The following is a 25,262-nucleotide window of genomic DNA, read 5'->3' as shown; positions in this document are numbered from 1 at the left end:
TTATAGACCGTGGCACCTGTCAGGAGCCCACGATGATCGTCGAGCCCGGACAGCCTGCCGACAAACCGCTTCCCGCTGCGAGACCCGCGCCGGTCGTGTTGAGCAACGGCATCGAGGTCCAGTTCAGCACGCGCTGCCGCGCATAGATCCGCCGATAGAGCACGGTCGAACCCGGAGCGCCGGGCCAGAACGAGGAGAGCAGAGGAAACGGGGTGTAGCGGTAGAACACCTCGATGACGAGCGCAGCGTCACCTTGATAGAACGGCCAGGTGGACGGCAGAACATTGCTGGTCGTGATCTGGGTCTTCATGCCCGTGGTCGAGTTGGCCGCGGCCTGCCAGCAGATGGTCGCCTTACCGTTGCTCAGCGACGGCGTGCCGACCACGTTCAAGCCGCAATTATTTTCCGAGGACGACTTGTCACAAATGGAAGTGACGATGACATTGCCATTCGCCGTCAGTGAATTGGGACTGGCGAGCAGGTTCGCGTCCGCCCACAACGAGCCGAGGCTGTTCGCACTGGCCGTGCCGGATTGATCTATCACGTTCTGCATCTGCCCGAGCGAATTCGCCAGCGCGAAAGCCGCATGCTCCACCATGCTCACCGCGCGCAGGTACAGATACACCTCGGTGAAACCAAATAGCATGAAGATCATCACCGGCACGATGATGACCACTTCAAGCGCCGCCACCCCGCGTGAGCGGCGCCGTGCCAGCCCGGCTTTCCGGGCACTCGTCAACTTGCGCATTCTTCGTTCTGGACAATGTAGTTGCGCTGGTAATTCAGCGTGGGCCTGCCGAACCACTTGGACAGCCCCGTAAAGGACGGCATGGTGAGCTGAATCGTGTACATCTCCACGTCGCCGCAGTTGCCCGGCCCGCTGCCCGCGTTATAGCCGGACAAGCCGAAGTTGCTGAAGGCCACATAGTCGAGTTGTGTGACCGTCAAGGTTCCGCCAGCATTCACCCAGTTCCCCAGGTACTGCTTCGCGATCTTCTCCGCCTGCGCCGCGCGCGAGCTGCCGTCGGCGGGTGCGGACATCGTCAATCCGGCCCGCGAAGCCGCTTGGGCCGCGATCTGCACGGTCACGTCGACGGTCATATCGAGCGCGAACTCGATCGTAGCGATGAACAGAAAAAATATGGGCAGCGAGGCGAGCGCGAATTCGATCGCGCTTGCACCGCGCTCGTCCCGCGGCAAAGTCCGCAGACGCCGCCAGGCAGAGAGGCAGGGCCAGGAGCGGACAGATCGCTTCATTGCGCCTTTTTCTCCGTCGCGAGGGAGGTTCTGCCCGGGCCCGCCGGATTGCCTTGCACTTCGGCCAGACGCATGCGCTGCATCGCGTAATAGCGGAGATTGTCCTGTGTTGATTTTTTCGGCAGATCGGCGTCCAGAATTTTCTCGGCAGCTTCGTTGTTGCCGAGCATGCCGTAGGCCATCGCGAGATTCTGGCGCGCCTCGGCCGGAGCGGCGGGAAAACGTGTGACGTCGAGCAGCACGTTCGCACCCTCGCGCGGCTTGCCCGCCACCACCAGAGAGAGCCCCAGATCGGTCTCCAGTCGCGGGTCACCTGGATTGTCGAGCAGTGCGTTGCGCAAGACCGCCTGGGCTTCGTCGTGGTGTCCCTGCATGTCGAGCGCGGTTCCGAGCCCCGCTGCCGCCATCGGATCATTCGGCGACTGCGCGAGCACGCGCCGGTAATCTGCGACGGCATCGCCCAGCCGTCGTTGCCGGATGGCCACGCGAGCATTGCCCGTCATGGCCGGCAGCGCGTTCGGATCGAGCGACAACGCCTTGTTGTAGTAGACATTCGCTCGCGTATAGTCGCCCTGCGCATACAGCGTATCGCCCAGGCCCGTCAGGCCCGGCACAGAATCCGGATTGGACTGGACGATCTGCATGTAAATGGTGGTGGCGAGATCGACATTGCCCGACTCCAGCGCGGCCTCTGCCACATGCAGTTCCCCTTTGAGGCTCAGCGTAGCCGGGCTGGAAACGGGCGCAACCGGCCCGAAACTTTGCTTGACCGTGGTCGTGCAGGCCGCCATTGCCAGCAGCGACACGGCGGCACCAAGCCTGCACGCCGCGGCGCCGGAAATCGAAGCGGCTCGAAGTGAGCGAGTGAGTTTCATGTCAGGTGCTTGAGTGAAGTGGCGAGTTGCATGATGGCCGGCCCGGCGGAAATCGCGACGACGGCCGGCAGGATGAACAGCATCATCGGCACGACCATCTTCGGCGCGAGCTTGGCTGCGGTTTCCTCGATACGCACGATATGGGCGGTACGCTCGATTCGCGAGAGCGTGCGCAGTGCCTGCGAAATGGGCGTGCCATAGCGCATCGATTGGGTCAGCGTCGAGATCAGCGCGCGTACCGGCGGCACGTCGACACGGTCGGCCATGGCTTGAAGCGCGCGCGCGCCGTCGCCGGAAAGATGCAGTTCGTCGGCGGTCAGCGCGAGCTCCGATGCCAGCGCCGGGCAGATCAGCGCCATCTCCTGGGCGACGCGACGCAGCGCTACACCGAGGCTATTGCCCGCATTGGTGCAAATGACGAACAGATCGAGCGCGTCAGGAAAATACGCGAGGATCTGCTTTCGCCGCCGGCGCGCGTACATGTCCAGCGCGTATTCCGGCACGATCATCCCGAACACGAATGCGGCCAACATCATCAGCACGCGGATCGCCACGACATGGCCGAGCGCGAACAGATCGGCTACCCACAGCACGACCAACGCGGCCCACAGCACGCCGGAGACGAATTTCAGTGCGATCAGGGTCGGCACGGCACTGGGACCGCGAAAACCCGCCTTGACCAGATCCCGTGCCAGCTTCAGCCGCTGATCGGACGTGAAGAGCGGCATGCGTTCACCGAACCGGATCAATGACGCCATGACACGGCGGACGAACACGAAGCCATTTTTCGACGGGTCGTTGCTCGAGGAAACGGCTCCCGTAGCAGCGCCCACACTCACCTCGCGTACCCGTTCCGCAATCCGGCCTCGATACCCGCCCCGGTTAAACGCCCACCACAGGACGAGCGCACCCAGCAGCAGCAGCAGCATCAACAGATTGGCCAGCAGATCAATACGCATCGTGCTCATCGCGAGGTATCCAGGTTGGCGATCTTGTTGATGACTGCAACGCCCGCGACGATCGCCGTCACGGCGAAGGTCAGAATGGAATGGCCGGTCGGCGTAGTGAACAGCAGCATGATGTAGGCGCGATTCAACATGTACAGCGACACCACGATGAGAACGGGAATGGCTGCGAGGATCTTGACCGTGATCCGCGTCTCCGCCGTCAACGCTTTGGTCTTCTGACGAATTTCGCGGCGGGCACGCACTATCCCAGCCAGGTTCTCGAGCGTTTCGCCCAGTTGTCCGCCCGTTTCGCGCTGCAGCAGCAAGCACACGCAAAAAAAGGAAAAATCGGCCACGTGAACTCGTCGTACCGCCGCGCTCAGCACTTCCCCCAGATCCATCCCGAGCTGGAGCGAATCGCCAATGCGCTTGAACTCGCCGGCCAGTGGCTGTGTGGACTCCTGAGCCACCATGGGCAATACCTTGACCACGGGAATCCCGGCGCGCACCGCACGCACGATCATGTCGATCGCATCCGGCAACGCTGCCAGAAAGCCCTGACGGAAACGGTCGACGAACATCTGGTAGATGCGCTGCGCGGCGAACACAGGCAACGCGAGCGCAAGCAGGATCTGGACAATGGCTGGTGTCGACGTGAACCGCGGGATCGCCAGTGCCACACCCAATGCGACGATGCTGCCGGCTATCACGACTGGCAGCCCGCGCGGTGCGACCGTGCGCAAGCGGTCGCGCCGCGCACGAAGCCACGCGATCACGATATGTGTCTCTTCAGCGTGGCCTAACGCATGCCCTTTGATAATCGCTTGTACGTCGCTCGAAGCCGTCGCGCCAAACGCTGTTTCCGCAGGCATCGCCGCGATGCGTGCGCGGATCAACGCATCGGGGCGCTGATTGCGCAGGTCCTGCCAGACCATATGCATGATGCCGACAATCACCGCACAGAGGAAAGCGGCGATCGTGGCGAGGTTGACGATCGCGCTCACGCAACGGCCTCCAGCAAGGCTTCCTCGAGGCCGTAGTAAGAGGCCCGCTCGGTGAATGCCGGCCGCAGGTGTCCGTTTTCGAAGCCGCCTTTCACCTCTGCTTCGTAGGCCGTGACGTCGTAACGGAAGGCGAACAGATCCTGAGTGATGATCACGTCGCCCTCCATACCCGCCACCTCAGTCACGCGTGTCAGTCGGCGTATACCGTCGCGCATCCGCTCGACCTGAACGATCAGGTGCAGCGCGCTGGCGATCTGCCGCCGGATCGACATCAACGGGAGATTGCCATTGGCCATCGTCACCATGCTTTCGAGCCGGGTCAGGCTATCGCGCGGCGTATTGGCGTGGATCGTGGTCATCGAACCATCGTGGCCCGTGTTCATGGCCTGCAGCACATCGAAAGCTTCCTCGCCGCGCGTTTCGCCGAGGATAATGCGGTCGGGGCGCATCCGCAGCGCGTTCTTCACCAGATCGCGCTGATCGACGCCACCCATCCCCTCGGTGTTTTCGGGGCGCGTCTCGAGGCTGACCACGTGAGGCTGCTGCAATTGAAGTTCCGCCGCGTCCTCGATCGTTACGATGCGCTCGCCGTGATTGATGAAATGCGAGAGCGCATTGAGCAACGTGGTCTTGCCGGAACCCGTGCCGCCCGAGACCAGCACGTTCAGGCGGCAGGTCACCGCGATCTTCAGCACGTGCGCCATGGCGAGGGACATGTTGCCCTGATTGACCATGTGCTGGAGGGTGAGCTTGCGCTTGGAAAATTTACGAATGGAGATCGCGGGCCCGCGCAACGCGAGCGGCGGCAGTACCACGTTGACCCGGCTGCCGTCCGGCAGCCGGGCATCCACCATCGGGCTGCTCTCGTCGACGCGTCGGCCAATCCCCGCCGCGATGCGCTGCGCCACGGTGGTCACGTGCGCATTGTCGCGGAACCTGTACGGTGTGATTTCCAGCTTACCGCGCCGTTCGATGTAGACCTGATCGGGGCCGTTGACGAGGATATCGGTCACCGTCTCATCGGCGAACAGCGGCTCGATTGGCCCTAGCCCGAACATGTCGTTGAGCAGTTCCTCGACGATCTGCCCTTGTTCGGAGAGCGGAATGTTCAGGCGCTCGCGGTCGATGATCGCGGCAACCAACGGCTCGAGTTCGGGCTTGAGTTGCTCGCGGCTGTAGGTGAGCACCAACGAGGCGTTCATGGTCGACAGCACGGCATTGCGCACCGTCCTGTACGTGTCCGAGCGCACGAGCGACGTGTCGGAAGCTGCATTCGTGTCGTTCTGAACCAATGTGGCGAGAGACCGCCGCAACGCGTTCTCGTCGATCTGCGCCTTGGGTTCGAGCGTTTCGGTATCGCCCTCGGTGGGCGCGGGGGCCGGTTCAGCGACGCGTTTTTGACCGAATTGCATCACTTCCTCGACTTGAGTCGTTGCCACAGGCCCGATTGCACAACCGTGTTCTGGTTGTTGCCGGTCAGATCGCCGGACAGGTGCATGATGATCTGCTCGAACGCGTCGGTCCTGCCGGCGGCTACCGGCGCGCCGACATTCTCGGCAATCGCGAGTGCGCGGCGTTCGAACGGCACCTCGGCCAGCACGGGCCGGCCAATGGACGCCTCGAAGTCGCCCGGCTCGACCTTGCCCGCTGTCGCCATGTTCGGATTGTTTAGCAGAACAGACGTAACGGGACTGTCGCTACCGCAGGTTTCGATATACCGGATCAGCCGGCTGGTCTCATGGACTGCATGGACCGACCGGTCCGCCACCACGTAGCTTCGCCCGGCGCGGCGGAACGCCTCGTGGGCCAGCGGATCGGCTCGCTCGCCGATATCAAGGAATACGTAGTGGAAACTCGACACCAATATATCCAGCACTTTCTCTAGCGCGCCCTCCCCGAACGGGCGCTCGTCGTCCCATCCCATTTGCGCGGACAACATCAGTAGCCGCGAACTGTCCACGGACTGCATCGCGCGCTCGAGATAGGCGGGGTCGAGCCGATTGACGTTCTGCAGCACATCGAGCAGACCGTTATTGCTCCTCAAGCCAACCATGCTTGGAGCAGCCCCACCGTGCAGGTTCAGGTCCAGATACACCACGCGACGTCGCGAGCGGGCCAGGTTGCGAGCGAGGTTGACCGCGATCGTGGTCGTGCCTACCCCACCGCGCGCGCCAACGAACGCGAGCACCTTGCCAGCCCGTGCTTGCGACACCGGCATCGCGCGGCCATCGCGCAGGTTCAGCGTGCGCTTGAGCAGTCCGACCGTCAGCGGCTTGACCAGATATTCGCCCACGCCGATGCCGAGCAGGCTACGGTACAGGCCGACATCGTTGCGCTCGCCAAGCGCGATCACCTGCACCGACGGCTCGCAGACGCTGGCAAGCCGAGCCAGATCCGAAAGCGGCATTTCGGAGCTTTGCAGATCGACGAGCAGCAGTTTCGGCGAGTGCTCCATGCCGGACAGGCGAGCGATGGCTTCCTCGATGCCGCCCTCCGCGATGAAGGTATGCGGCAGGGCCTCGTCCAGAACGAAGCTTTTCAGTACCTGCTCGGACTCGCGGTCGGCGACGAAGGCGACGAAGTCGGCGGCAACCCCGTCGGACCTGGCGGGCTTGATGAGGGATCCAATCATGCTCATGTGAAATCCGGGGGCGAAGTGGGTTGGGTCCTGTCGTTACTTCGCGTTGCGCGAAGATTGCTTGTCGAGCGGCGTGACCTTGTCCTGCTCGTAGCGGCGCATCGCATCGGCTGCCACGGCCGCATCGGCCGGCCCCATGGGTCCAGGCTGCTCCAGATCGCGTGGATGCGCGATTTGCGCGGCCAGGTTGGTGTAGGTCGCGCACCCCCATGCCACCGAGGGCTGCCGCAGGCCGCCGTCGGTCAGCCCGGATGGCACGGCAAGCTGCCTGCAATCCGGCGGCACGACCTGGCCATCGTCGTGGCGGATGACCGAGGCATCGGGCATATCGAACGGCGGCTGGAAACACCCGCCAAGCAGCGTGACGAGCAAACCGAGCGGAGCAAACAGCATCCTGAATCGCATTGTCATGGTCGCTCCGATCAATAGATGTATCCGGCCCGGCCCACCAGACGCGGCTGGGTGTCGGCGTCCGCGACGGGCGCCTTGGCGCCCGCCGAACCATAGGTGTGCTGGAAGCTGTACTCGAGGTCACCCACTGGCTGCATAACCGAATCCAGCGGGGTACGCAGTTTGTCCGGACTGACCGGATCGACCAGATACGGCGTCACGATGATGACCAGTTCGGACTTGTTGTTCTGGTAGTTGCTCGACGAAAACAGCTTGCCGAGTACCGGGATCGAGCCGAGGCCGGGGATCTGCGAAATGGTGTTGCTCGTATTGTTCTGCAACAAACCCGCGATGGCGAAGCTCTGACCGCTGCCTAGCTCGACCGTGGTATTCGCGCTGCGCACGCTCAGGCCCGGAATCGTGATGCCGCCAGTGGTAACGCTGACCGACGGGTCGATCTGGCTCACTTCAGGCCGGACCTTGAGGCTGATCCGATTGTCGTTGAGCACGGTCGGCGTGAAGTCCAGCTTCACACCGAACTGCTTGAACTCGACATCGATCGCGCCGTTGGTCTGCGAAACCGGAATCGGAAACTCCCCGCCCGCGAGAAAACTGGCGGTCTGGCCAGACAACGCCACGAGATTCGGCTCGGCCAGCATCGTCAGCAATCCTTCCTGATGGAGCGCGTCCAGCAGCATCTGGATGTTCCAGTGGCTCGTCGCGAAACCGGTCAGCAGCGAAAACGCACCGTTCGCCGCCAGATTGACCGGCGAACCGCCGTTGCTACTCGAGCCAGTCGTATTGAGAATGCCGCGACCGTTAAACAGTCCCGTCTGCCAATTGCCAGGGACGCCGAGCGATTGCCAGTTCACGCCTAGTTGCTGGGTGACGGTACGGTCGACTTCGGAAATGCGCACGCGTAGTTGCACCTGCAACGGATGCGCGATCGTCATGCGATTCACGAGCACCTGCTTTTCCGCCAGGTACGGCGTAATCATCTGCACCACGGCATCCGCGACATCTGATCCCGACACTTCGCCCGAGACCTGCAGCGATCCGGGCCCGGCGTTGAGCCGCAGATTAGCGTCCGGGTAGCGCGCCGCCATCATGCGGCGCAGCGTGTCCAGATCGGCGCCGACCACAACGCTGCGCTTGAGCAACTGCACGCCGTTCGCCGTCAGCGCGAACAGCGTTGTCGTGCCGGCCTTCTTGCCGAGTAGCACCAGTACGCGCGGAGTCGGCATGTGCACGTCGGCCACCTCCGGATCGGCCACGAATACCGAACTGGCATCCTGATTGAGACGCACGAGCACCTCCTGGCCAGCTGTCACGCTGACGCTGCCGCCGGCGTCGGCATGCTCACTCGCGCGGATCGGTACGGGTTTCTGTGCCATATATGTCGGTGGAAGCTTTCTCACCTGCGCTTGCGCTCCTACAGCCATTCCCAGCCCGACGGCGAACAACACCGCGCGTGCGACCATCGGCCATTTCCCTGGCGCTACCCCGGTCAGATAAATTGGTTTCATATTCTTATTGCGGCATGGGCTGGGTCGGAAGCGGAGGTACATGACCACCGCCCGGTAACGGCACGCTCGAATCCTCGGCCAGATTTTTTTGCGAACCGCGATAAACCATCACGCTATGGCCTGGGACGGCACTCTGCGGCTTATTGCTCGCCGGTCGTGGCAGCTCGCGCACAGCACGCGAAATATCGCCGGCCCAGACTGGTCCAGGCGGTGCGGAAGCCGCGTCGGCGGAATCGGCGCCAGGATCGCGGCTAGCCACGGCAAAGCTGCGCAGGGCAAGCGACAAGCTACCGAGCCGCGCCGCCACGGACACCACCTCTGCCCTCTCCGGTGAGACTTCCAGCGTGACGGTGCGCGCCCGGTTACCCGAATCGGACGGATTGCCGTCTGCCTTCGGACGCTGAATGACCGAGCCGACGGCCAGCACCCGCACGTGCTGAACGATGGTTTCGCTCGCCACCGCTAGCACCGGCTCGTCGGTACGGTTGCTCATCTGTTGGGTCAGCAACAGGTCCACGTAGTCGCCCGGCTCAATCAGACCGGCATTGCCCGAGACATCGTCGATCGCAACCGACACCGCCCGCATGCCCGGTTTCAGCGTAGCGGCCAGAAAACCCGGCGCGCCCGGCAGGATGACCTCATCGGACAGGACCGCCTGGCCAGTCGACACGGCTTGACGTAACAGCGCGCCTTTCAGTTCGACTGTATTCGCCGTATCGCCGTCGATCACCGCGCCGGCCGGCACGCTCGCCGCCGGCGTGTCCTTCCAGGCGAGATCGGCCTCTCGCAGCAGCAGGCCGGCGGGAAGATCGGCGGCCGCCACGCGGACCCGTTTCATGGCAGGAGGCTGAACGTGCTGCGCCGTCGCGGTTTGGACAACGAAACGCACGATAAACGCCACAAGCAGTGCGCCCAGCAGAAGAGCTGCCAGCTTTATGATCTTGGACATATAGGCAGAGGCCGAAGTCGTTTTCTAGTGCTTCACAAAGTGCGTTATCGCCCAAGGCAACCAGAGCGGTAACAGAATTGCCGCGCTGCCACCCGCAGCAAGCGCGACCCCGTACGGCACCCCGCGCCGACAGGAAAAGAATGCAAGACCGCGCATTGGTCCGAAGCACGCAGCGGGATCGAGCCGACGTGTCGCGAGGCCAAGCAGTGCAACGAGCAATCCGGTCAAAGCAACCAGCATCAGCGCCGACGTCGCGACCAGCAGGTTGCTACCCACCCATAGGCCGATGGCTGCAACCAGCTTGACGTCTCCGCCGCCCAGCATGTTCATCAGGTAGAGTCCAACGCACAGCACACCTACTACAGCCGCAACCAGCACATGCTCCCCGGTCGCAGACAACGACATTTGCGCGAGCACCGCATCGGCAAAGAACAGAATGGCGACCGCCAGTACGCCCTTGTTGGGCAAACGGCGGTCGCGTACATCCATCACTGCAAGCCACCCCAGCGTTCCCACCGCCGCCAGCCGGACCACGAGTGAAAGCACGGACATCGCCACCTCTCATTGAACTCGCGAAACGCGGGTGAATTCGGGGGGAACCTTAATTTAATTAGGTGGTTGCGCTAACAATCGTGCTGCTCAGATTCTGGAAGCCCGACTGAAGCCCGCTCGAAAGAAAAGCGACGCCGGCGACGACTGCCGCCACGATGATCCCTGCCAGAATTGCGTACTCCAGCGCGGTCACGCCGCGCTCGTCACGCGCGAATTTTTTGACGAATTGACGAATTTTCATATAGCCCCCTCAAAAACACAGTTGGTCGATAGCCAAGATTTTCCGGTCGTTGCGGATCCGACCTGCACTTATCGTAGCCGCGCGAACTGGATACCCCCGGGCGGAAAAGACGGGAAAAACCCACTCAATTCGGCTCATGCGTGCAGCCAGGATTGATAAGAGCCTAACCGTCTCATCTTTTAACGGCAGGCATTTGGGAAACTTTACTGAATAAATGATTAGTGCATTCCCGGATTGCAAGAAGACGGGTAATTGACGCAATTATTACCGATTTTTCCGCAACGATTTCCGGCCAAACGTTTGCGCTAGCCCGCCGCAGAAAAACTGGTAGAAACACGGACATAAGATGAGCAGTCGTGCATTAGCGAATGCCCGAATTGTATGAAGTTATATCTACTCTCGTGAAGCGCGTTTTATCGCCCGATGATCAGCGATCAAACGTTTGCGTCGAAACGTTACCGGATTGATGGGCAGAAAACTGGATAGAAGCGGATTATCAGTGCATCTCTCAATTATGAAGTTAAACTCGATTTCACGAACCGCGTTTTTTTGCGCAATGTTCAGCGATCAAACGTTTGCGCCAACGTGTCATCAGAATAATCGGCGGAAAATTTGATAGAAACAGATCAATGATGCATCAGCGAATTCGCAGGACGGCCACACCCGATTTCGTGAAATGCAGCCCTTGTTTCGTACAATGGTCACCAGCTTGATGTGCACGCATAATTGCCCCATCTGAGCCTGCGGTCCATATCGCACCCGATCCATCCGGGTCCACCCAAGCGGGACGAAGCCACCCCATCAACCGATTGATTTTATTGACATAACGGATCTCGACCAACGTGAGTCACACCGTCTCATCCACAGCGTCTGCAGAACTCGAGATTCGCAAGAGTCGCTTCATCGCGTATGCGATCCCGGTCGCCGATCGCGATGCCGCGATGGCCGAATTGCAGTGTCTGCGCGAACAGCATCCGGCCGCGACGCATGTGTGCTGGGCGCTGCTCGCGGGCGGCCAATCCGGCATGTCCGACGACGGCGAGCCGTCCGGTACCGCGGGCCGGCCGATTCTCGAAGTGCTGCGGCATCACGATCTGGATGGCGTGCTCGCGGCCGTCGTGCGCTATTACGGCGGGGTGAAACTCGGCGCGGGCGGTCTGGTGCGCGCGTACACCGATGCGATCGCATCCGCGCTGCTCGACGCACCGCGCGTCGAGAGGATTGCTCAGGCTTCGCTGGGCGTCGAAGTAAGTTATGCCGACGAAGCCAAAATTCGCCGATGGATGGACGCCGAAGGCTATACGCTCGTGGACAGCGCCTACGGCATGCTGGTGAAGATGACGATGCGCGTGCCCGTCAATGCGCTCGAGGACGCCAAGCGAGCGCTGATCGATATCACGCAGGGAAAGGCAGGCTTTTTCTAACCGCCTCAGGTCCTGGCCTTGCGCGGCGGAATCCCGACAACAGTGCCGACAACAGTGCGAACGCGCGGTGCGCGCAAGCCATTTCACATTGTTCTCATCTACTTCCCGGCCCCGGTCCGAAGGTCGACGGTCCGGTTCGCTGCTACCATGCTGTTCTCCACCGGGATGACTCCACTTAAAAGGGCAATTCCTCTGACTTCGACCGCCGCTTTCTCCCGCATGGCTGCCGCGCGTTCGCCGTTGAGATCCGTCGTGCTCAAAGGCTGCGGCGCGGTACTGCTGCCCATGCTGCTGTCCGCGTGCTCGTGGTCTTGGTTCGGCCTCAACAGCAGCGCCAGCATGACGCACTCGAAAGCCCACGGCACCGGGTCGCTCAGCGTCGCGCCTGCGCGCGACTTCGCGTATCTGCCCGCGCGCGACGGTCATATTTCGCCGAACCGCATCGAAAATACCGCGATGACCGGGCTCGTGCTGAAAGACGATATCAGCCTCGTCGTGCGCGATGACGTCGCGAAAAGCCTGCGAGTGGCCGGTTTCCGAATCGACGACAACAAGCGCGTGCTCAGCGGCCGCATCGAAACATTCACGGTGGACGACACGCGCTCGCCGGCGCTGTGGACGCTGAAGATGCACTACGTGGTCATCGATGCGGCGACCCAGAAAGTGATGTTCACGACCACACGCACCGTGAAGCAAAAGTCGCCGAAATTCACCAGCAATACGATCGCGATCGAAGACACGGTCAAGCTCAGCGTCGATGCATTGATCGACGATCCTGGCTTCATCAAGGCCGTGAACTGAATGCGCGGCCAGCCGGCGCGCGGCGCGGTTTCGCTACAATCCGGGTAACGCGTCGCGCGCAATCCCCGCGCGATGCGTCCTGATCTCCCGTTCGGAATGCGAGCCGTCATGTCCCTTACCGCCTGGCTATTCTTTTTGCCCGCCTGCTTTGCCATCAATCTCGCACCTGGGCCCAATAATCTGCTTTCGATCAACGTGGCCGCGCGCCATGGCTTCATGAAGGCTTTCGTCGGCGGCACCGGCCGGCTGCTCGCCTTCGCGATGATGCTCGCGCTCGCCGCGACCGGTCTCGCCGTCGTGCTGCACGCGTCGGAATGGATCTTTCTCGCGATCAAACTCGCGGGCGCCGCATATCTGATCTGGCTCGCCATCCAGTTGTGGCGCAGCGATGCCCCCGCCATCGATACGTCGCAACCGCAGGACGCGGCACTCACGCGAATTGCACGGCAAGAGTTCTTCGTGGCCGCGGGCAATCCGAAGGCGATTCTGGTTTTCACCGCGTTTCTACCGCAATTCGTCGACGTCGCGCAGCCGATACTGCCGCAATTCGCCGCGCTCGGCGCGAGCTTTCTGGTACTCGAATGGGTGGCGATTGCATTGTATTCGTGGGCCGGCATGTATCTCGGCAAATGGCTGATGCGCGCGCAGATCCGCCGCTGGTTCGATCGCTGCTGCGGCGGATTTCTCGCGGCAATCGGCGTGAGTTTTCTGCTGGTTCGGCGCGGCTGAGGTATCGAGGCTCTCCGACAGTCGAAGCAGCATTCACATCGCGGTCTTTTCATAACGAATAACTAATACATCGACGGAGAAACTTTAACTATCAGCATTCGTCGCGCCACCTTATGCTCGAAACGTGACCGGCCGCGAATGACTGCAATGCGGCATTGGGCGAACGGCTTTTTCATCGTCACGGAGCGACATCATGAAGATCTGCATCTTCGGAGCGGGAGCGATTGGCGGTTTAATGGGCGTGCAATTGGCACGCGCCGGCGCGGACGTCAGCTTCATTGCGCGCGGCCCGCATCTGGCCGCGATGCGTGAACACGGCGCGCGCCTCATCATGGATGGCGAAACGTTCAGCGCGCCGGTGCGCTGCACGTCCGATCCACGCGAACTCGGCGTCCAGGACTTCGTCATCGTGACGCTGAAGGCGCATTCGCTGCCTGGCGTGGTCGATTCCATGCAACCGCTTCTCGGCAAGCACACGGCGATCGTCACCGGCGTCAACGGCATTCCATATTGGTACTTCTATCAGCACGGCGGGCGCTTTGCCGGCACTCGGCTGGCGAGCGTCGACCCCGACGGTTCGCAATGGACCAGGCTCGGACCCGAGCGCGCGATTGGCTGCGTACTCTATCCGGCGGCGGAGATCGTCGAACCGGGGGTGATCAAACACGTGTACGGCAAGAAGTTTCCCATCGGCGAACCCAGTGGCGAGCGCACCCCGCGCATTCAGCAATTGCACGAGATCATGCAGGCGGCCGGATTCGAAGCGCCGATTCGCGACAACATCCGCGACGAAATCTGGCTCAAGCTATGGGGTAATCTGTGCTTCAACCCGATTAGCGCATTGACGCATGCAACGCTCGACGTACTCACGAGCGACCCGGGCACGCGCGCCGTTTCACGCACGATGATGCTCGAAGCGAAGCAAATCGCGGAGAAACTCGGCGTGCACTTTCGTGTCGATGTGGAAAGGCGTATTGATGGCGCGGGTGCGGTCGGTGCGCACAAGACATCGACGCTCGTCGATCTCGAGAACCGTCGGCCGATGGAGATCGATCCTCTGTTGACCGTCGTGCAGGAAATGGGGCGCCTCGTTGCTGAACCGACACCCACCATCGACGTCGTGCTCGCACTGATCAAATTGCGGGAGAAAATGGCTTTGCAGGGCAATTGACCGGGTACTCGCTAACGACTCGCAAGCTCCTGTTTCGTCATGCAACGTCAAAAAAAGGATCGGACGCCATGCATCCGATCCTTTTTCGTATTGGACGTTATTGATCGATCGCCACCCACACCGCTTTCGGTTCCGTGAAGTTCTCGATCGCGACATCGCCATGCTCGCGACCGAAGCCCGAATCGCCAGCACCGCCCCACGGCAAACGCACGTCCGTATAACCGTAGGTGTTGATCCACACCGTGCCCGCCTTCAGGTCGCGCGCCACGCGATGCACGCGGCTCAAGTCAGTGCTCCACACGCCAGCCGCGAGACTGTACGACGTGCCATTGGCGATTCGGATCGCGTCCGCTTCGTCGTTGAAACGGATCACGCTCGCCACGGGCCCGAAGATTTCTTCCTGCGAAATGCGCATTTCGTGCTCGACATTCGCGAACACGGTTGGCTCGACGAAAAAGCCGCGATTGCCGACGCGCGCGCCACCCGTCACGAGCGATGCGCCTTCCGAGCGTCCCGTGTCGACATAGCTCAATACGGTCTTCATCTGCGCGGCCGAAATCAGCGGTCCCATCGACGTTTCGCGCAGCGACGGGTCGCCGACCTTGATCGACTTCGCGCGCGTGGCCAGACGCTCGACTACTTCGTCATACACGTCGCGATGCGCGAGTATCCGCGACCCGGCGGAGCACACTTGCCCCGTATTGAAGAACACGCCCGACGCCGCGGCTCGCACCGCATTGTCGAGATTCGCGTCGGCAAAAATCACGTTGGCCGACTTGCCGCCGAGTTCCAGCGTCACGCGTTTGAAGTTGCCCGCCGCGCCCTGCAGGATGCCTCGTCCGACCGAAGGCGAACCGGTGAACGTGACCTTGTCGATACCGGGATGCGAGACCATCGCGTCGCCCACCACACTGCCTTTGCCGGTGACGATGTTGAGCACACCCGGCGGCACGCCCGCTTCGAGCGCCAGCTCGCCGATGCGCAACGCGGTGAGCGGCGTGATCTCGGCAGGCTTGACGATCAGCGTGCAACCGCATGCAAGCGCGGGCGCGATCTTCCACATGCCGATCATCAGCGGAAAATTCCACGGCACGATTGCGGCGACCACGCCGACAGGTTCGCGCAACGTATAGGTCAATGCATCGGGACGCGTCGGCACCACCTGGCCGTTGATCTTGTCGCACCAGCCTGCGTAGTATTCGACGGTATCGATCGCGGCGGGCACGTCCTGACGCATCACCGCGGCAATCGGCTTGCCGCCGTCGAGGCTTTCGAGCGCGGCGAGTTCTTCCATGTTCTCGCGCATCAGGCCCGCGAGACGTTGCAGGATGCGCCCGCGTTCGGCGGCCCGAATCGAATTCCATACTTTCAATGCGCCGCGCGCGGCGCGCACCGCGGCATCGACGTCGGCGGCGCTGCCTTGCGCCACCCGTGCGATCGGCTCTTCGGTCGCGGGGTTGATGTCGACGGAATATTCCCCGGTGCCTGGCGGCATGCGCTTGCCGTCGATCAGCAGATCATGGTGCCTGAGATCGGTCTGGATTTCCATCATGAAGCTCCTTGAGTAGGACGTTATGTGGTTGACTGACGGCGCATCGATCGAATGCCGCGCGTCGCGCAAGCTTTTTGGTCGGCCCCTGTCTAAGGTTCCGGCAACAGGCTTTGCCGCACGGACCGCCAGTTGAAGCTTTGCGTCGCGGCTGCGGCAGGCGCTTCGTTCGCGATCGGCGAATGATCAGTCGTCGACGCAACGAACTGCGCCCATGCAGCAGCCGCATTGGGACGAAGCGAGCGATTTCTGCGGTGCACGAGTACCGTCGTCAATGCCGTTTCGGGGACCAGCGGACGACTCACCAACGAAGCGCCCGGCGAAGGCCAATGCGCATCGACAGGCAATACGCCGACACCCAGTCCCAATTCGACCATGCGCGCTACTGTCGCAACGTGTCCGAGTTCCTGCAACGGCCGCCGCTTCGATCCGTTCGCGGCGAGTACCGGTGCGAGCGCGGCGCGCACGCCAGTATCGGCATTCAGCGTTATCAGCGGACATTCGCGCAACGCGTGCCATCCGATGCTGTCTTGCCGCGCTAGCGGATGCGCGGATGGAAGCACCGCATGCAGTGGCGTAGTGAAAAGTACCTGCGCGTGCAGTAGAGGACTATCGACAGGTACAGTCACACAGACCGCGCCGAAATCCACCTCGCCCTGCTCGACACTGGCCAGTACGCTGCTTTGAGGCTGATCCTTGACCGATACGACCAGCTCGGGAAAAACCGACGCGCACTGCGCCAAAGCCTGCGGCACCCAGCCCGATGACAACACCGGATTACTCGCGAATAAGACGACGCCCGTGTGTCCGTCATAAGCAGCGCGCTCTTCGAGCAGCGTCAACTCGATTTCGTCGAGCAGACGGCCAATTCTTCTCTCGAGACTCGCACCCGCATTCGTCAGTTCGACCTGGCGTGTCGTGCGATCGAACAGCTTCAATTCGACCGCGTCTTCCAGTTCACGCACGCAACGGCTCACGGCCGACTGCGTCAGATCGAACTCGCGCGCCGCGCGCGTGAAACTGCGCTCGCGCGCGACCGCGACGAATACCTTGAGCTGCTGCAGCGAAACATTCATGGCATCGGTTCCGGGCGCGCGACGCTCACGTTATTCGCCAGACTGTTCGGGCCAGTGACTCATTCGCGACGCATTGCCATTGCCATGACCCGCGACGGCCAGCGCGCCCTGAGGTGGTTCGTTGTGCGATTCGATCCAACGCGCGCGCATCGGCTTGAGGATGAACTTCGCGGAAATGCCGGCTGCGATCGTGATGACGGCGGCAAAGACGAAGACAAGGCTCCAGCCGCCCGTCGCCGCGAGTACGGACGCGATCGGCACCAGCAACGAGGCCGTGCCCTTCGCGGTGTACAACGTGCCGGCATTGGCGGCCGCGTACTTGCTGCCGAACGTATCGGCGCAAGTCGCCGGGAAGATCGAGAAGATCTCGCCCCAGAACAGGAAGATCAGCGCGGCAAAGACCATGAACGCATACGGATTGCTGCCGAACTGCATCATGCCGAGCAACGCGAGCCCCTCGCCGATGAAGATCACGAACATCGTGTTTTCACGGCCGATCTTGTCGGAGATGAAGCCGGACAGCGGACGCGTCAAGCCGTTGAAGATATTGTCGATCGACAGCGTGAGGGTCAGCAGCGGCAACGTCGCGCCGAAGACCGTCATCGGAATGCGCGCTATGCCCCAGTCTTTCGCGATCGGGCCGATCTGCGCGGTCGCCATCAAGCCGCCCGCCGCGACCGCGACGAACGACGCGTAGATCACCCAGAACACTGGCGTTCTGATCATCTGGCGCGAGGTGAAATCGACCTTCGACACCGCGAAGCGGCTCTTGCGTACCCCTGGTTGACGCAAGATCGGCCGCGTCAGGAGCATCGCGAGCAGCAGAATGCTGACGCCTTGCACGATGCCGAAGAACAGGAACGTCTCTTCATAGCCGCGGCGCGTAATCATGTTCGCAATCGGAATCACCGTCAGCGCCGCGCCTGCGCCAAAGCCCGCTGCCGTCAAACCCGCGGCGAGACCGCGCCGGTCGGGAAACCATTTGAGCGCATTGCCGACGCATGTTCCATACACACTGCCCGCGCCTATCCCGCCAATCACCGCCGCGAAATACAACATGCCGAGCGTGGTCGCATGCGAATTGAGAATCCACGACAAACCCGCGCATACCGCGCCGGCTGCCACCACCGGGCGCGGCCCGAATCGATCGACGAGCCAGCCCTCGAACGGCACGAGCCACGTCTCGGTCAGAATGAAGATAGAGAACGCGAGCTGGATCGACGCCTCGCTCCAGTGATGCCGCGCATGCATAGGAGCCACGAATAACGTCCACGCATATTGCAGATTCGCCACCAGCGCCATGCATACCATGCCGATGACGAGTTGCCACCATCGGTTACGCCAGGACATACGGGTCGTCGATTGCTGGGTGATATCGTTCATGAGCCTTGTCTCCACTATTTATTTAGTGCAGCCGGCTTACGCGCCGCGCTGGATGCGTCCCGCCTTATCGTTATGGCCCGAGAACTTCGCTATTCGGGAAAAATCTCAATTGACGCTTCTGTGTTTCCGCAGATCCCCCGAACTGGTCTTCTATAATTCTTGCTTTATTCCGACCAGAACCACGCTTCACCCGGTAAGCATTACAGCTTATTCCCAGCTATTGAGTCCGCCACACCACATATCTATGCGTTAACCCGCGTATTACAGCGGCTATTCGGCTTGTTATAGGTTTCATGCTAGGGTCATTGCTGAATTACTCATAATTAAAGTTTGTTATTATGTTGATTCACGTTTCCTTATACATCGACCATGACGATGCGCAATGCAACTCTGCGGCAACTGAAGGTCTTTGAAACGGTAGCGCGCCACCTGAGTTTTTCCCGCGCCGCGGAGGAATTGCATCTGACTCAGCCGGCCGTTTCCACCCAGGTCCGGCAACTCGAGGAACATGCGGGGCTGCCCCTGTTCGAGCAACTCGGCAAGAAGATCTATCTGACGCCGGCAGGCACGGAAATGCTCCACTACAGCCGCGCGATCATGCAGCAGTTCCATGAAGTCGACGAAGCGATGAGCCAGTTGAAGGGTGTCTCCGGCGGCAAACTGAATGTTGCGGTGATTAGCGCGGGCGACTATTTCTTTCCGCGCCTTCTCGCTGAATTCACGCGTCGCTATTCGGGTGTGGATCTCAATCTCGCGGTACACAACCGCGAAGAACTGCTTCATCAACTGGCGACCAATCAGACCGACCTCGCGGTCATGGTGCGTCCGCCGCACGAAACCGACGCGACCAATGAACCGTTCGCGCCGCACCCGTACGTGATCGTCGCGGCGCCCACTCATCCGCTTGCGCACAAGCGCAATATCCGCTTCAGTCAACTCGCGAACGAAGCGTTCATCGTGCGCGAACGCGGCTCGGACACGTGGAATTCGATGGAAGAAGGTTTTGCCGGCCGGCTGTCCAATCTGAAGATTGCGATGGAGATCAAGAGCACCGAGACGATCAAGCAGGCGGTCATCGCCGGCATGGGCATCGCGTTTCTGTCCGCCCATACGATCAGCCTCGAATTGCAACTGGGTCATCTGGTCGTGCTCGACGTCGAAACCTTTCCGGTCATGCTCAATTGGTATGTCGTGCATCGGAAGAACAAGCGTCTGCCACCGGTTGCCGTCGCCTTCAAACGCTTCCTGATGGAGGAAGGCGCCAATCTGATCGAAAAGATCACCCGCGTGAAGGAACTGAGCGTGCATAAGCCGTAGGCTATGGAAAGCCAATAAAACTTTAACTATTGCAAATCGATCGCGACTTCTATGCTGCAAGCGAGTTCTTTCACTTGCGAGCCGAGGAGGCCGATCATGAACCACGCTCCGGTTGAATCCCGTATCAGTACACGCAACGCTCGCACAGCAGCGGCGGATCACGAAGACCAACCCGACGATGCGCATCTGAGCGCCTACAATGCCGCGTTCAGCGATCTTGGGCTGCGGTTTCGCTGGGACCGTGCGACGCTCGACATGCTGAAAGAGTTCAATGGCGAGTTGGCGCGAATCACCGCTTATATCGAGCGCTATCACAGCCACCTGCATCGGGCGTACGATGCCGACTTTCTCGCGCAACTGATTCTGCATAGGAAGACGCAGTACTACAGCGAATTCGCCGCGGCCGTGGGCGAATAGAAGCATCGAAAAAGACTCGGGCGGCAGGATCATCGTCCCGCCGTCTTCGCTATTGGCAATCAGGTCTTCTGGCGGCGCATGCATCATTGATCACCGACGGGTAGTGAAATGAACCGGCCGCTCGTGCGCGCATTGGCGTGCATAGTCGCGCTGGCGGCCGTTGCCGCGTCTACCATCACGCCCGTCCCGACCATCTGCAGAGGCGCTCACGCGCATCATCGCCGGCGTGACATCGCGAAGCGCCCACGTCAGCTCTTCCCCGCCATGCCACTCGATGTTCGCGAGCAGGCCCGGCTTGCCGATCGCCAGGCCATCGCTACGCGCGGCGAAGGCATACATGCGCGCTGCGCAACTGACGCGATTCGCCGCGTGAGCGGGATCGGCCGAGTACTCGCGGCTCAGCATCAGATGCACGCCCATTGCCAACGCCAGCGCGCCCGTCGCGAGCAATGCCGCGAGTCCGAATGGCTGTGCCTGTTCAGTGACGAAGCCGTAACCGAGCCATCCGCATAAAAACAGCGCAAACAGATTGACGACGTGATGTCCCGGCCGCGCGACCGCCTCGAGTTGCAATGCGCCGCGCAGCTTGCAGAACGCAATCGCCGAGATCGCAAAGAGCAGCGCGCCGATCAACACGGCTGCAAACAGTTCGATGCGTTCGCTGTTCTCGCGCGCCGCTGCCAACAGGTAGCGCGTAAAGCCTGTCGACGCGACCGCCAAACCGATCCCGCTGCCAAGCAATGCAAGCATCCGGGGCCTGCGTGTCAGATCGCGTTCGCGCACGCATGAATGCCGCTGCGCCGAACGTCGGCCGAACGGTCGTCGCGAGAGCGCGGCCAACGCCACCATCAGCACCGCAACCAACGCAGCGATGACAGTCACGGCGAGCAGCAACAACAGGTCCATCCACACGGCACTTCCACAGGCTTGCGGCATGCGTGATCCTCCGTGATGCGATGAAAAGGCAAGAGCCGCGAGGTCCGGCCCTCGTCAACCGACGTTCGCGGTATCGCCCGATCGCCGTGGCTCGTCGCGCTGCGCCGCGCTCAAGGTATTGGTCAGCGTGCCTATCCCATCGATCGTGATCGAGACCGTTGCGCCGTCCTTGATCGACCCCACGCCCACCGAGGTGCCGCACGCAATCACGTCGCCGGGTTCGAGCGTCAGATCCTGCGATATCAGACTCACCTGCTCGGCCGGCGAAAAGACCATATCGGCGAGCGGATAGTTCTGACGCTCGGCGCCGTCGAGCGTGGTCAGGAGGCGCGCCGCCCGCCAGTCGAAACCGGAGACGATGGCCGGACCCAGGCAACAGAAGGTATCGAAGCTCTTCGCGCGACACCACTGCGGAAAATGCGGATTCTCGTTGAGCAGATCGGCGGCGGTGACGTCGTTGACGAGCGTGTAGCCGAAGATCGCCGCCTCCGCCTGCTGCGCATCCACGTCGCGGCAACGCTGGCCGATCACGATGCCGAGTTCGCCTTCGTAGACGATCTTGCCCGCGTAGTGACGCGGCCGGCGGATCGGCTCGCCCGCGCCGATCACCGACGCCGCCGGCTTCAGCAGAAACAGCGGATGCGTGGGCACGGGTTTGTCGAGCTTCGCCGCGAGCGCGTGATAGTTATTCCACAGCGCGACGATCTTGCCGGGCGAGCACGGCGCCAACGGCGTCAATGCGCGCAGCGACAGTACTGCGCCGGTCGGCACCGGCTGCGCGAGACTTTCGTACTCGTGCAGATAGGCGCCTTCGACACGGCCCGAACACGATGCCGCCGTCGCCCGACATGAACCGCATCCACGTCTGCATGCCTCGCTCCTAGATTGCGCCCGCCGTGCGCAGCGCCGTGATCTGCCCGGCCGAATAACCGAGCTCGGCCATCACTTCATCGGTATGTTCGCCAAGCAGCGGCGAGCGTTCGACGTCGGTCGGGCTGTCGGACAGCTTGATGGGATTGCCCACTGTCAGATACTTGCCGCGCTTCGGATGATCGACTTCGACGATCGTGCCGGTTTTGCGCAGCGACGGCTCCTCGGCAATTTCCTTCATCGACAGGATCGGGCCGCACGGAATGTCGTATTCGTTCAGGATCTGCATCGCCTCGAACTTGGTCTTCGTCATCGTCCAGCGTTCGATTTCGGCGAAGATCTCCTTCAAGCGCGGCAGGCGCGCGGGCGCCGTCGCGTAGTCGGGGTCCGTGGCCCACTCCTCCTTGCCGATCACGTTGCAGATCTTCGCCCACACGGGCGCCTGCGTGATGAAGTAGATATAGGCGTTGGGGTCGGTCTCCCACCCTTTGCATTTCAGAATCCAGCCCGGCTGGCCGCCGCCCGACGCATTGCCCGCGCGCGGCACCGCTTCGCCGAACGTGCCGTTCGGATATTGCGGATACTCCTTCATCACGCCGGTACGGTCGAGCCGCTGCTGGTCTCGCAGTTTGACGCGGCACAGATTGAGCACGCCGTCCTGCATGGCCGCGAGCACGCGCTGGCCGCGTCCGGTATGCGTGCGTTGGTAGAGCGCAGTGACGATGCCGAGCGCGAGATGCAGCCCCGTGCCGCTGTCGCCGATCTGCGCGCCGGTCACGACCGGCGGGCCGTCGTCGAAGCCGGTGGTCGACGCCGCGCCGCCCGCGCATTGCGCGACGTTTTCATAGACTTTGCAGTCCTCGTAAGGACCGGGACCGAAGCCCTTCACCGAGGCGACGATCATGCGCGGATTCAATTCCTGAATCCGCTCCCACGTAAAGCCCATCCGGTCGAGCGCGCCCGGTGCGAAGTTTTCGACCAGTACGTCGCATTTCTGGATCAGCGCTTCGAGCACCTGCTTGCCTTCCGGATGCTTGGTGTCGATCGTGACCGAGCGCTTGTTGTGATTGAGCATCGTGAAGTACAGGCTATCCACGTCGGGAATATCGCGCAGCTGCTCGCGCGTGATGTCGCCCGCGCCTGCCCGTTCCACCTTGATCACGTCCGCGCCGAACCATGCGAGCAATTGCGTGCAGGTCGGCCCCGATTGCACATGCGTGAAATCGAGGATGCGCACACCGTCGAGTGCCTTGGCCATGTCGTATCTCCTGAACGATGAGGGTTATTTGTACATGGTCTGGTTCTTCGTGCCCGGTGCGTACTCGCGCGGGTCGACCCAGATGTTGACCACCGCCGAGCGGCCGGTGCGATGAATCGCTTCGCGCGCACGCTGTAGCGCGCTCGCGATCTGCGCGGGATCGCGCACTTCCTCACCATAGCCGCCGAGCATTTCGGCGAATTTGCTGAACGGCACGTCGCCGAGCAGATTGCCGACGTTGCCGCGTTCTTCGCCGTATTTGGCAAGCTGGCCGTAGCGGATCTGGTTCATCGCCGAGTTGTTGCCGATCACCGCGAGATACGGTGCGCCGAAGCGGTTCGCGGTTTCCATGTCGAACGCGGTCATGCCGAACGAGCCGTCGCCGTAATAGCAGAGCACTTCCTTGTGCGGGTGCGCGAGCTTCGCCGCGAGCGCGAAGCCGGTGCCGACGCCGAGCGAGCCGAGCGCGCCGGGGTCCATCCACTGGCCGGGGCGGCGCGGGCGCACCGCTTGCGCGGAGATCGTCACGACGTCGCCGCCGTCGCCGATATAGACGGTGTCGTCGGACAGGAATTCGTTGAGTTCGTACGCGACGCGATACGGATGAATCGGCGTGCTGTTCGAGCGGAACAGCGGCATCAGTTTTTCGGTTGCGCTCGCTTCGGCGTCGCGCAACTGCGCCATCCATTTGCGGCGCGCCTGACGCTTGTCGTCCTTGATACGACCGCTCGCGGCCTGCAGCACCGCGGCGAGGATCGCGCCCGGATCGCCGACCAGGCCCAGATCGATATCGCGATTCTTGCCGACGGTTCGATAGTCCATATCGATCTGCACCAGCGTCAATTCCTTGCTGATGCGTCGGCCGTAACCCATGCGGAAATCGAATGGCGTGCCGACCACGATCAGCACGTCGGCATTCGCAAACGCCTGCGAACGCGTGCGATCGAAATGATGCGGATCGCCCGGCGGCAGCAGCCCTCGGCTCGCGCCATTGAAATAGCCGGGAATCTCGATGCCGCGCAGCAGCGCGATCGCTTCCTCGTGACCGCGCGCGGTCCACACCTGCTGGCCGTACAGGATCGCGGGGCGTTCCGCATCGACGAGAATGTCCGCCAGTTTCTCGATGTCGCGCGGGTCACCGATCGATTTCGTCGACGCGCGATAGCGGCCCGGCCGCGGCACGATCGCGCGCGACACGTCGACTTCGCGGTCGAGCACGTCGCGTGGAATTTCCAGGTAGGCGGGACCGGGCGCGCCGTTGAAGCATTCGCGCGCGGCCATCGAGATCATGTCCGCGACGCGCTCGGTGCTCGACACGCTCGCGGCGAACTTCGTGATCGGCGCCATGATGTCGACGTGCGGCAGGTCCTGCAGCGAGCCCATCTTGTGCTGCGTCAGCGCGCCCTGCCCGCCGATGTGCAGGATCGGGCTTTCCGAGCGGAACGCGGTCGCGATGCCGGTCACCGCGTTCGTGCAGCCGGGGCCGGCGGTCGTCACCACGCAGCCGAGCTTGCCGGTCTGGCGCGCGTAGCCGTCGGCCGCGTGTGCGGCGACCTGCTCGTGGCGCACGTCGATGATGCGGATGCCTTCGTCGACGCAGCCGTCGTAGATATCGATGATGTGGCCGCCGCACAGCGTGAAGATCGTGTCGACCCCCTCGTTTTTCAGCGCCTTTGCGACCAGATGGCCGCCCGACACGACGCCCGCGTCGCGGGTCTTCTGCTTGAGCGTGTCGTCGGCGGTCGTGGTGGCCGTGGCCGGACTCAGGGATGAAACAACTGCAGACATGGTCATCTCCTCATCAATCGGATGTGCAACGGTTATCGACGGACGCGTCCGCTTCGATATACGTCAGGTTGCACCGACGTCTCACGGCTTCGAAGATACCGTATGTGATATATCACATTCCTTCAAGGCCAATTTCGAGACATAGACGGCGCGAAGTTTGTGCT

At 61.9% G+C, this 25,262-nt stretch carries 24 protein-coding genes and 1 pseudogene; 6 read left to right on the top strand and 19 right to left on the bottom strand.

Annotated features, from left to right (window positions below):
• Nucleotides 1–19 precede the first annotated feature (19 nt).
• The 12 genes from OKW29_RS21010 to OKW29_RS20955 all read right to left on the bottom strand — a co-directional run bounded on the left by OKW29_RS21010 (nucleotide 20) and on the right by OKW29_RS20955 (nucleotide 10,379).
• On the bottom strand, nucleotides 20–748 hold the full coding sequence (locus OKW29_RS21010; protein WP_429292390.1) for a TadE/TadG family type IV pilus assembly protein: 729 nt from the start codon (nucleotides 746–748) through the stop codon (nucleotides 20–22).
• Nucleotides 736–1,257 carry a TadE/TadG family type IV pilus assembly protein gene (locus OKW29_RS21005; RefSeq protein ID WP_429292389.1) on the bottom strand — a complete coding sequence of 174 codons (522 nt, stop codon included), beginning with the start codon at nucleotides 1,255–1,257 and terminating at the stop codon, nucleotides 736–738. Before OKW29_RS21005 ends, OKW29_RS21010 begins: the two co-directional genes overlap by 13 nt.
• Nucleotides 1,254–2,132, bottom strand: a complete 879-nt coding sequence (locus OKW29_RS21000; RefSeq protein ID WP_429292388.1) for a tetratricopeptide repeat protein — start codon at nucleotides 2,130–2,132, stop codon at nucleotides 1,254–1,256. Before OKW29_RS21000 ends, OKW29_RS21005 begins: the two co-directional genes overlap by 4 nt.
• Nucleotides 2,129–3,100, bottom strand: a complete 972-nt coding sequence (locus tag OKW29_RS20995) for a type II secretion system F family protein (protein WP_429292387.1) — start codon at nucleotides 3,098–3,100, stop codon at nucleotides 2,129–2,131. The genes OKW29_RS21000 and OKW29_RS20995 overlap by 4 nt, the downstream gene beginning before the upstream one ends.
• A complete protein-coding gene (locus tag OKW29_RS20990; protein WP_429292386.1) occupies nucleotides 3,097–4,083 on the bottom strand; it encodes a type II secretion system F family protein in 987 nt (328 codons plus the stop codon). Before OKW29_RS20990 ends, OKW29_RS20995 begins: the two co-directional genes overlap by 4 nt.
• The gene (locus tag OKW29_RS20985; protein ID WP_429292385.1) at nucleotides 4,080–5,495 is read right to left on the bottom strand and encodes a CpaF family protein; all 1,416 of its coding nucleotides are present in this window, start codon (nucleotides 5,493–5,495) and stop codon (nucleotides 4,080–4,082) included. Before OKW29_RS20985 ends, OKW29_RS20990 begins: the two co-directional genes overlap by 4 nt.
• A complete protein-coding gene (locus tag OKW29_RS20980; RefSeq protein WP_429292384.1) occupies nucleotides 5,495–6,721 on the bottom strand; it encodes an AAA family ATPase in 1,227 nt (408 codons plus the stop codon). Before OKW29_RS20980 ends, OKW29_RS20985 begins: the two co-directional genes overlap by 1 nt.
• 36 nt (nucleotides 6,722–6,757) lie before the next feature.
• Nucleotides 6,758–7,132, bottom strand: a complete 375-nt coding sequence (locus OKW29_RS20975) for a CpaD family pilus assembly lipoprotein (RefSeq protein WP_429292383.1) — start codon at nucleotides 7,130–7,132, stop codon at nucleotides 6,758–6,760.
• 11 nt (nucleotides 7,133–7,143) lie between these two features.
• Nucleotides 7,144–8,505: a type II and III secretion system protein family protein gene (locus OKW29_RS20970; protein WP_429292382.1), complete on the bottom strand. Its 1,362-nt coding sequence runs from the start codon at nucleotides 8,503–8,505 to the stop codon at nucleotides 7,144–7,146.
• Between the two features lie 136 nt (nucleotides 8,506–8,641).
• Nucleotides 8,642–9,586: a Flp pilus assembly protein CpaB gene (gene cpaB, locus OKW29_RS20965; RefSeq protein ID WP_429292381.1), complete on the bottom strand. Its 945-nt coding sequence runs from the start codon at nucleotides 9,584–9,586 to the stop codon at nucleotides 8,642–8,644.
• Nucleotides 9,587–9,610: 24 nt separating this feature from the next.
• Nucleotides 9,611–10,138 carry an A24 family peptidase gene (locus tag OKW29_RS20960; protein ID WP_429292380.1) on the bottom strand — a complete coding sequence of 176 codons (528 nt, stop codon included), beginning with the start codon at nucleotides 10,136–10,138 and terminating at the stop codon, nucleotides 9,611–9,613.
• 58 nt (nucleotides 10,139–10,196) lie between these two features.
• The gene (locus OKW29_RS20955) at nucleotides 10,197–10,379 is read right to left on the bottom strand and encodes a Flp family type IVb pilin (protein WP_425199393.1); all 183 of its coding nucleotides are present in this window, start codon (nucleotides 10,377–10,379) and stop codon (nucleotides 10,197–10,199) included.
• An 842-nt stretch (nucleotides 10,380–11,221) separates the two neighbouring features.
• Between OKW29_RS20955 and OKW29_RS20950 the strand changes: the two genes are divergently transcribed.
• From OKW29_RS20950 to OKW29_RS20935, 4 genes are all read left to right on the top strand, one after another.
• Nucleotides 11,222–11,803 (top strand): IMPACT family protein, encoded by a 582-nt coding sequence (locus OKW29_RS20950; protein WP_429292379.1) that lies wholly within the window; start codon nucleotides 11,222–11,224, stop codon nucleotides 11,801–11,803.
• 219 nt (nucleotides 11,804–12,022) lie between these two features.
• Nucleotides 12,023–12,604 (top strand): hypothetical protein, encoded by a 582-nt coding sequence (locus OKW29_RS20945; RefSeq protein WP_429292378.1) that lies wholly within the window; start codon nucleotides 12,023–12,025, stop codon nucleotides 12,602–12,604.
• 108 nt (nucleotides 12,605–12,712) lie between these two features.
• Complete coding sequence (locus tag OKW29_RS20940) at nucleotides 12,713–13,333, top strand: LysE family translocator (RefSeq protein ID WP_429292377.1); 621 nt, start codon at nucleotides 12,713–12,715, stop codon at nucleotides 13,331–13,333.
• Between the two features lie 193 nt (nucleotides 13,334–13,526).
• Nucleotides 13,527–14,504, top strand: a complete 978-nt coding sequence (locus tag OKW29_RS20935) for a 2-dehydropantoate 2-reductase (protein WP_429292376.1) — start codon at nucleotides 13,527–13,529, stop codon at nucleotides 14,502–14,504.
• 97 nt (nucleotides 14,505–14,601) lie between these two features.
• Here OKW29_RS20935 and OKW29_RS20930 read toward each other — a convergent pair whose 3' ends face one another.
• The 3 genes from OKW29_RS20930 to oxlT form a co-directional block, all read right to left on the bottom strand.
• Nucleotides 14,602–16,053 (bottom strand): aldehyde dehydrogenase family protein, encoded by a 1,452-nt coding sequence (locus OKW29_RS20930; protein WP_429292543.1) that lies wholly within the window; start codon nucleotides 16,051–16,053, stop codon nucleotides 14,602–14,604.
• Nucleotides 16,054–16,145: 92 nt separating this feature from the next.
• Nucleotides 16,146–17,129, bottom strand: a complete 984-nt coding sequence (locus OKW29_RS20925; protein WP_187613600.1) for a LysR family transcriptional regulator — start codon at nucleotides 17,127–17,129, stop codon at nucleotides 16,146–16,148.
• Nucleotides 17,130–17,159: 30 nt separating this feature from the next.
• The gene (gene oxlT, locus OKW29_RS20920; RefSeq protein ID WP_429292375.1) at nucleotides 17,160–18,512 is read right to left on the bottom strand and encodes an oxalate/formate MFS antiporter; all 1,353 of its coding nucleotides are present in this window, start codon (nucleotides 18,510–18,512) and stop codon (nucleotides 17,160–17,162) included.
• A 369-nt stretch (nucleotides 18,513–18,881) separates the two neighbouring features.
• Here oxlT and OKW29_RS20915 point away from each other — a divergent pair, with 369 nt between their 5' ends.
• The gene (locus OKW29_RS20915; RefSeq protein ID WP_018424728.1) at nucleotides 18,882–19,829 is read left to right on the top strand and encodes a LysR family transcriptional regulator; all 948 of its coding nucleotides are present in this window, start codon (nucleotides 18,882–18,884) and stop codon (nucleotides 19,827–19,829) included.
• A gap of 96 nt (nucleotides 19,830–19,925) precedes the next feature.
• A complete protein-coding gene (locus OKW29_RS20910) occupies nucleotides 19,926–20,246 on the top strand; it encodes a hypothetical protein (RefSeq protein ID WP_429292374.1) in 321 nt (106 codons plus the stop codon).
• Nucleotides 20,247–20,336: 90 nt separating this feature from the next.
• Here OKW29_RS20910 and OKW29_RS20905 read toward each other — a convergent pair whose 3' ends face one another.
• The 4 genes and pseudogenes from OKW29_RS20905 to OKW29_RS20890 all read right to left on the bottom strand — a co-directional run bounded on the left by OKW29_RS20905 (nucleotide 20,337) and on the right by OKW29_RS20890 (nucleotide 25,098).
• Nucleotides 20,337–21,182 carry an NAD(P)(+) transhydrogenase (Re/Si-specific) subunit beta gene (locus OKW29_RS20905; protein WP_429292373.1) on the bottom strand — a complete coding sequence of 282 codons (846 nt, stop codon included), beginning with the start codon at nucleotides 21,180–21,182 and terminating at the stop codon, nucleotides 20,337–20,339.
• Between the two features lie 54 nt (nucleotides 21,183–21,236).
• A pseudogene (locus tag OKW29_RS20900) lies at nucleotides 21,237–22,053 on the bottom strand (fumarylacetoacetate hydrolase family protein).
• A 9-nt stretch (nucleotides 22,054–22,062) separates the two neighbouring features.
• On the bottom strand, nucleotides 22,063–23,310 hold the full coding sequence (gene frc / locus OKW29_RS20895; protein WP_429292372.1) for a formyl-CoA transferase: 1,248 nt from the start codon (nucleotides 23,308–23,310) through the stop codon (nucleotides 22,063–22,065).
• 24 nt (nucleotides 23,311–23,334) lie between these two features.
• Nucleotides 23,335–25,098, bottom strand: a complete 1,764-nt coding sequence (locus OKW29_RS20890; protein WP_429292371.1) for a thiamine pyrophosphate-binding protein — start codon at nucleotides 25,096–25,098, stop codon at nucleotides 23,335–23,337.
• Nucleotides 25,099–25,262 lie beyond the last annotated feature (164 nt).

The organism is Paraburkholderia sp. CI3, from assembly GCF_050436505.1.
Lineage (GTDB): Bacteria > Pseudomonadota > Gammaproteobacteria > Burkholderiales > Burkholderiaceae > Paraburkholderia > Paraburkholderia tuberum.
The sequence above is the reverse complement of the archived record's forward strand: the minus strand, read 5'-3'. Positions and strand labels throughout refer to the sequence as shown.

Excerpts from the sequence above, each read along its gene's own strand:
- OKW29_RS21010 (WP_429292390.1), bottom strand. The coding sequence starts at position 748 with ATGCGCAAGTTGACGAGTGCCCGGAAAGCCGGGCTGGCACGGCGCCGC.
- OKW29_RS21005 (WP_429292389.1), bottom strand. The coding sequence starts at position 1,257 with ATGAAGCGATCTGTCCGCTCCTGGCCCTGCCTCTCTGCCTGGCGGCGT.
- OKW29_RS21000 (WP_429292388.1), bottom strand. The coding sequence starts at position 2,132 with ATGAAACTCACTCGCTCACTTCGAGCCGCTTCGATTTCCGGCGCCGCG.
- OKW29_RS20995 (WP_429292387.1), bottom strand. The coding sequence starts at position 3,100 with ATGAGCACGATGCGTATTGATCTGCTGGCCAATCTGTTGATGCTGCTG.
- OKW29_RS20985 (WP_429292385.1), bottom strand. The coding sequence starts at position 5,495 with ATGCAATTCGGTCAAAAACGCGTCGCTGAACCGGCCCCCGCGCCCACC.
- OKW29_RS20980 (WP_429292384.1), bottom strand. The coding sequence starts at position 6,721 with ATGAGCATGATTGGATCCCTCATCAAGCCCGCCAGGTCCGACGGGGTT.
- OKW29_RS20975 (WP_429292383.1), bottom strand. The coding sequence starts at position 7,132 with ATGACAATGCGATTCAGGATGCTGTTTGCTCCGCTCGGTTTGCTCGTC.
- OKW29_RS20970 (WP_429292382.1), bottom strand. The coding sequence starts at position 8,505 with ATGGCACAGAAACCCGTACCGATCCGCGCGAGTGAGCATGCCGACGCC.
- cpaB (WP_429292381.1), bottom strand. The coding sequence starts at position 9,586 with ATGTCCAAGATCATAAAGCTGGCAGCTCTTCTGCTGGGCGCACTGCTT.
- OKW29_RS20960 (WP_429292380.1), bottom strand. The coding sequence starts at position 10,138 with ATGTCCGTGCTTTCACTCGTGGTCCGGCTGGCGGCGGTGGGAACGCTG.
- OKW29_RS20955 (WP_425199393.1), bottom strand. The coding sequence starts at position 10,379 with ATGAAAATTCGTCAATTCGTCAAAAAATTCGCGCGTGACGAGCGCGGC.
- OKW29_RS20945 (WP_429292378.1), top strand. The coding sequence starts at position 12,023 with ATGGCTGCCGCGCGTTCGCCGTTGAGATCCGTCGTGCTCAAAGGCTGC.
- OKW29_RS20940 (WP_429292377.1), top strand. The coding sequence starts at position 12,713 with ATGTCCCTTACCGCCTGGCTATTCTTTTTGCCCGCCTGCTTTGCCATC.
- OKW29_RS20935 (WP_429292376.1), top strand. The coding sequence starts at position 13,527 with ATGAAGATCTGCATCTTCGGAGCGGGAGCGATTGGCGGTTTAATGGGC.
- OKW29_RS20930 (WP_429292543.1), bottom strand. The coding sequence starts at position 16,053 with ATGGAAATCCAGACCGATCTCAGGCACCATGATCTGCTGATCGACGGC.
- OKW29_RS20925 (WP_187613600.1), bottom strand. The coding sequence starts at position 17,129 with ATGAATGTTTCGCTGCAGCAGCTCAAGGTATTCGTCGCGGTCGCGCGC.
- oxlT (WP_429292375.1), bottom strand. The coding sequence starts at position 18,512 with ATGAACGATATCACCCAGCAATCGACGACCCGTATGTCCTGGCGTAAC.
- OKW29_RS20915 (WP_018424728.1), top strand. The coding sequence starts at position 18,882 with ATGACGATGCGCAATGCAACTCTGCGGCAACTGAAGGTCTTTGAAACG.
- OKW29_RS20910 (WP_429292374.1), top strand. The coding sequence starts at position 19,926 with ATGAACCACGCTCCGGTTGAATCCCGTATCAGTACACGCAACGCTCGC.
- OKW29_RS20905 (WP_429292373.1), bottom strand. The coding sequence starts at position 21,182 with ATGCCGCAAGCCTGTGGAAGTGCCGTGTGGATGGACCTGTTGTTGCTG.
- frc (WP_429292372.1), bottom strand. The coding sequence starts at position 23,310 with ATGGCCAAGGCACTCGACGGTGTGCGCATCCTCGATTTCACGCATGTG.
- OKW29_RS20890 (WP_429292371.1), bottom strand. The coding sequence starts at position 25,098 with ATGTCTGCAGTTGTTTCATCCCTGAGTCCGGCCACGGCCACCACGACC.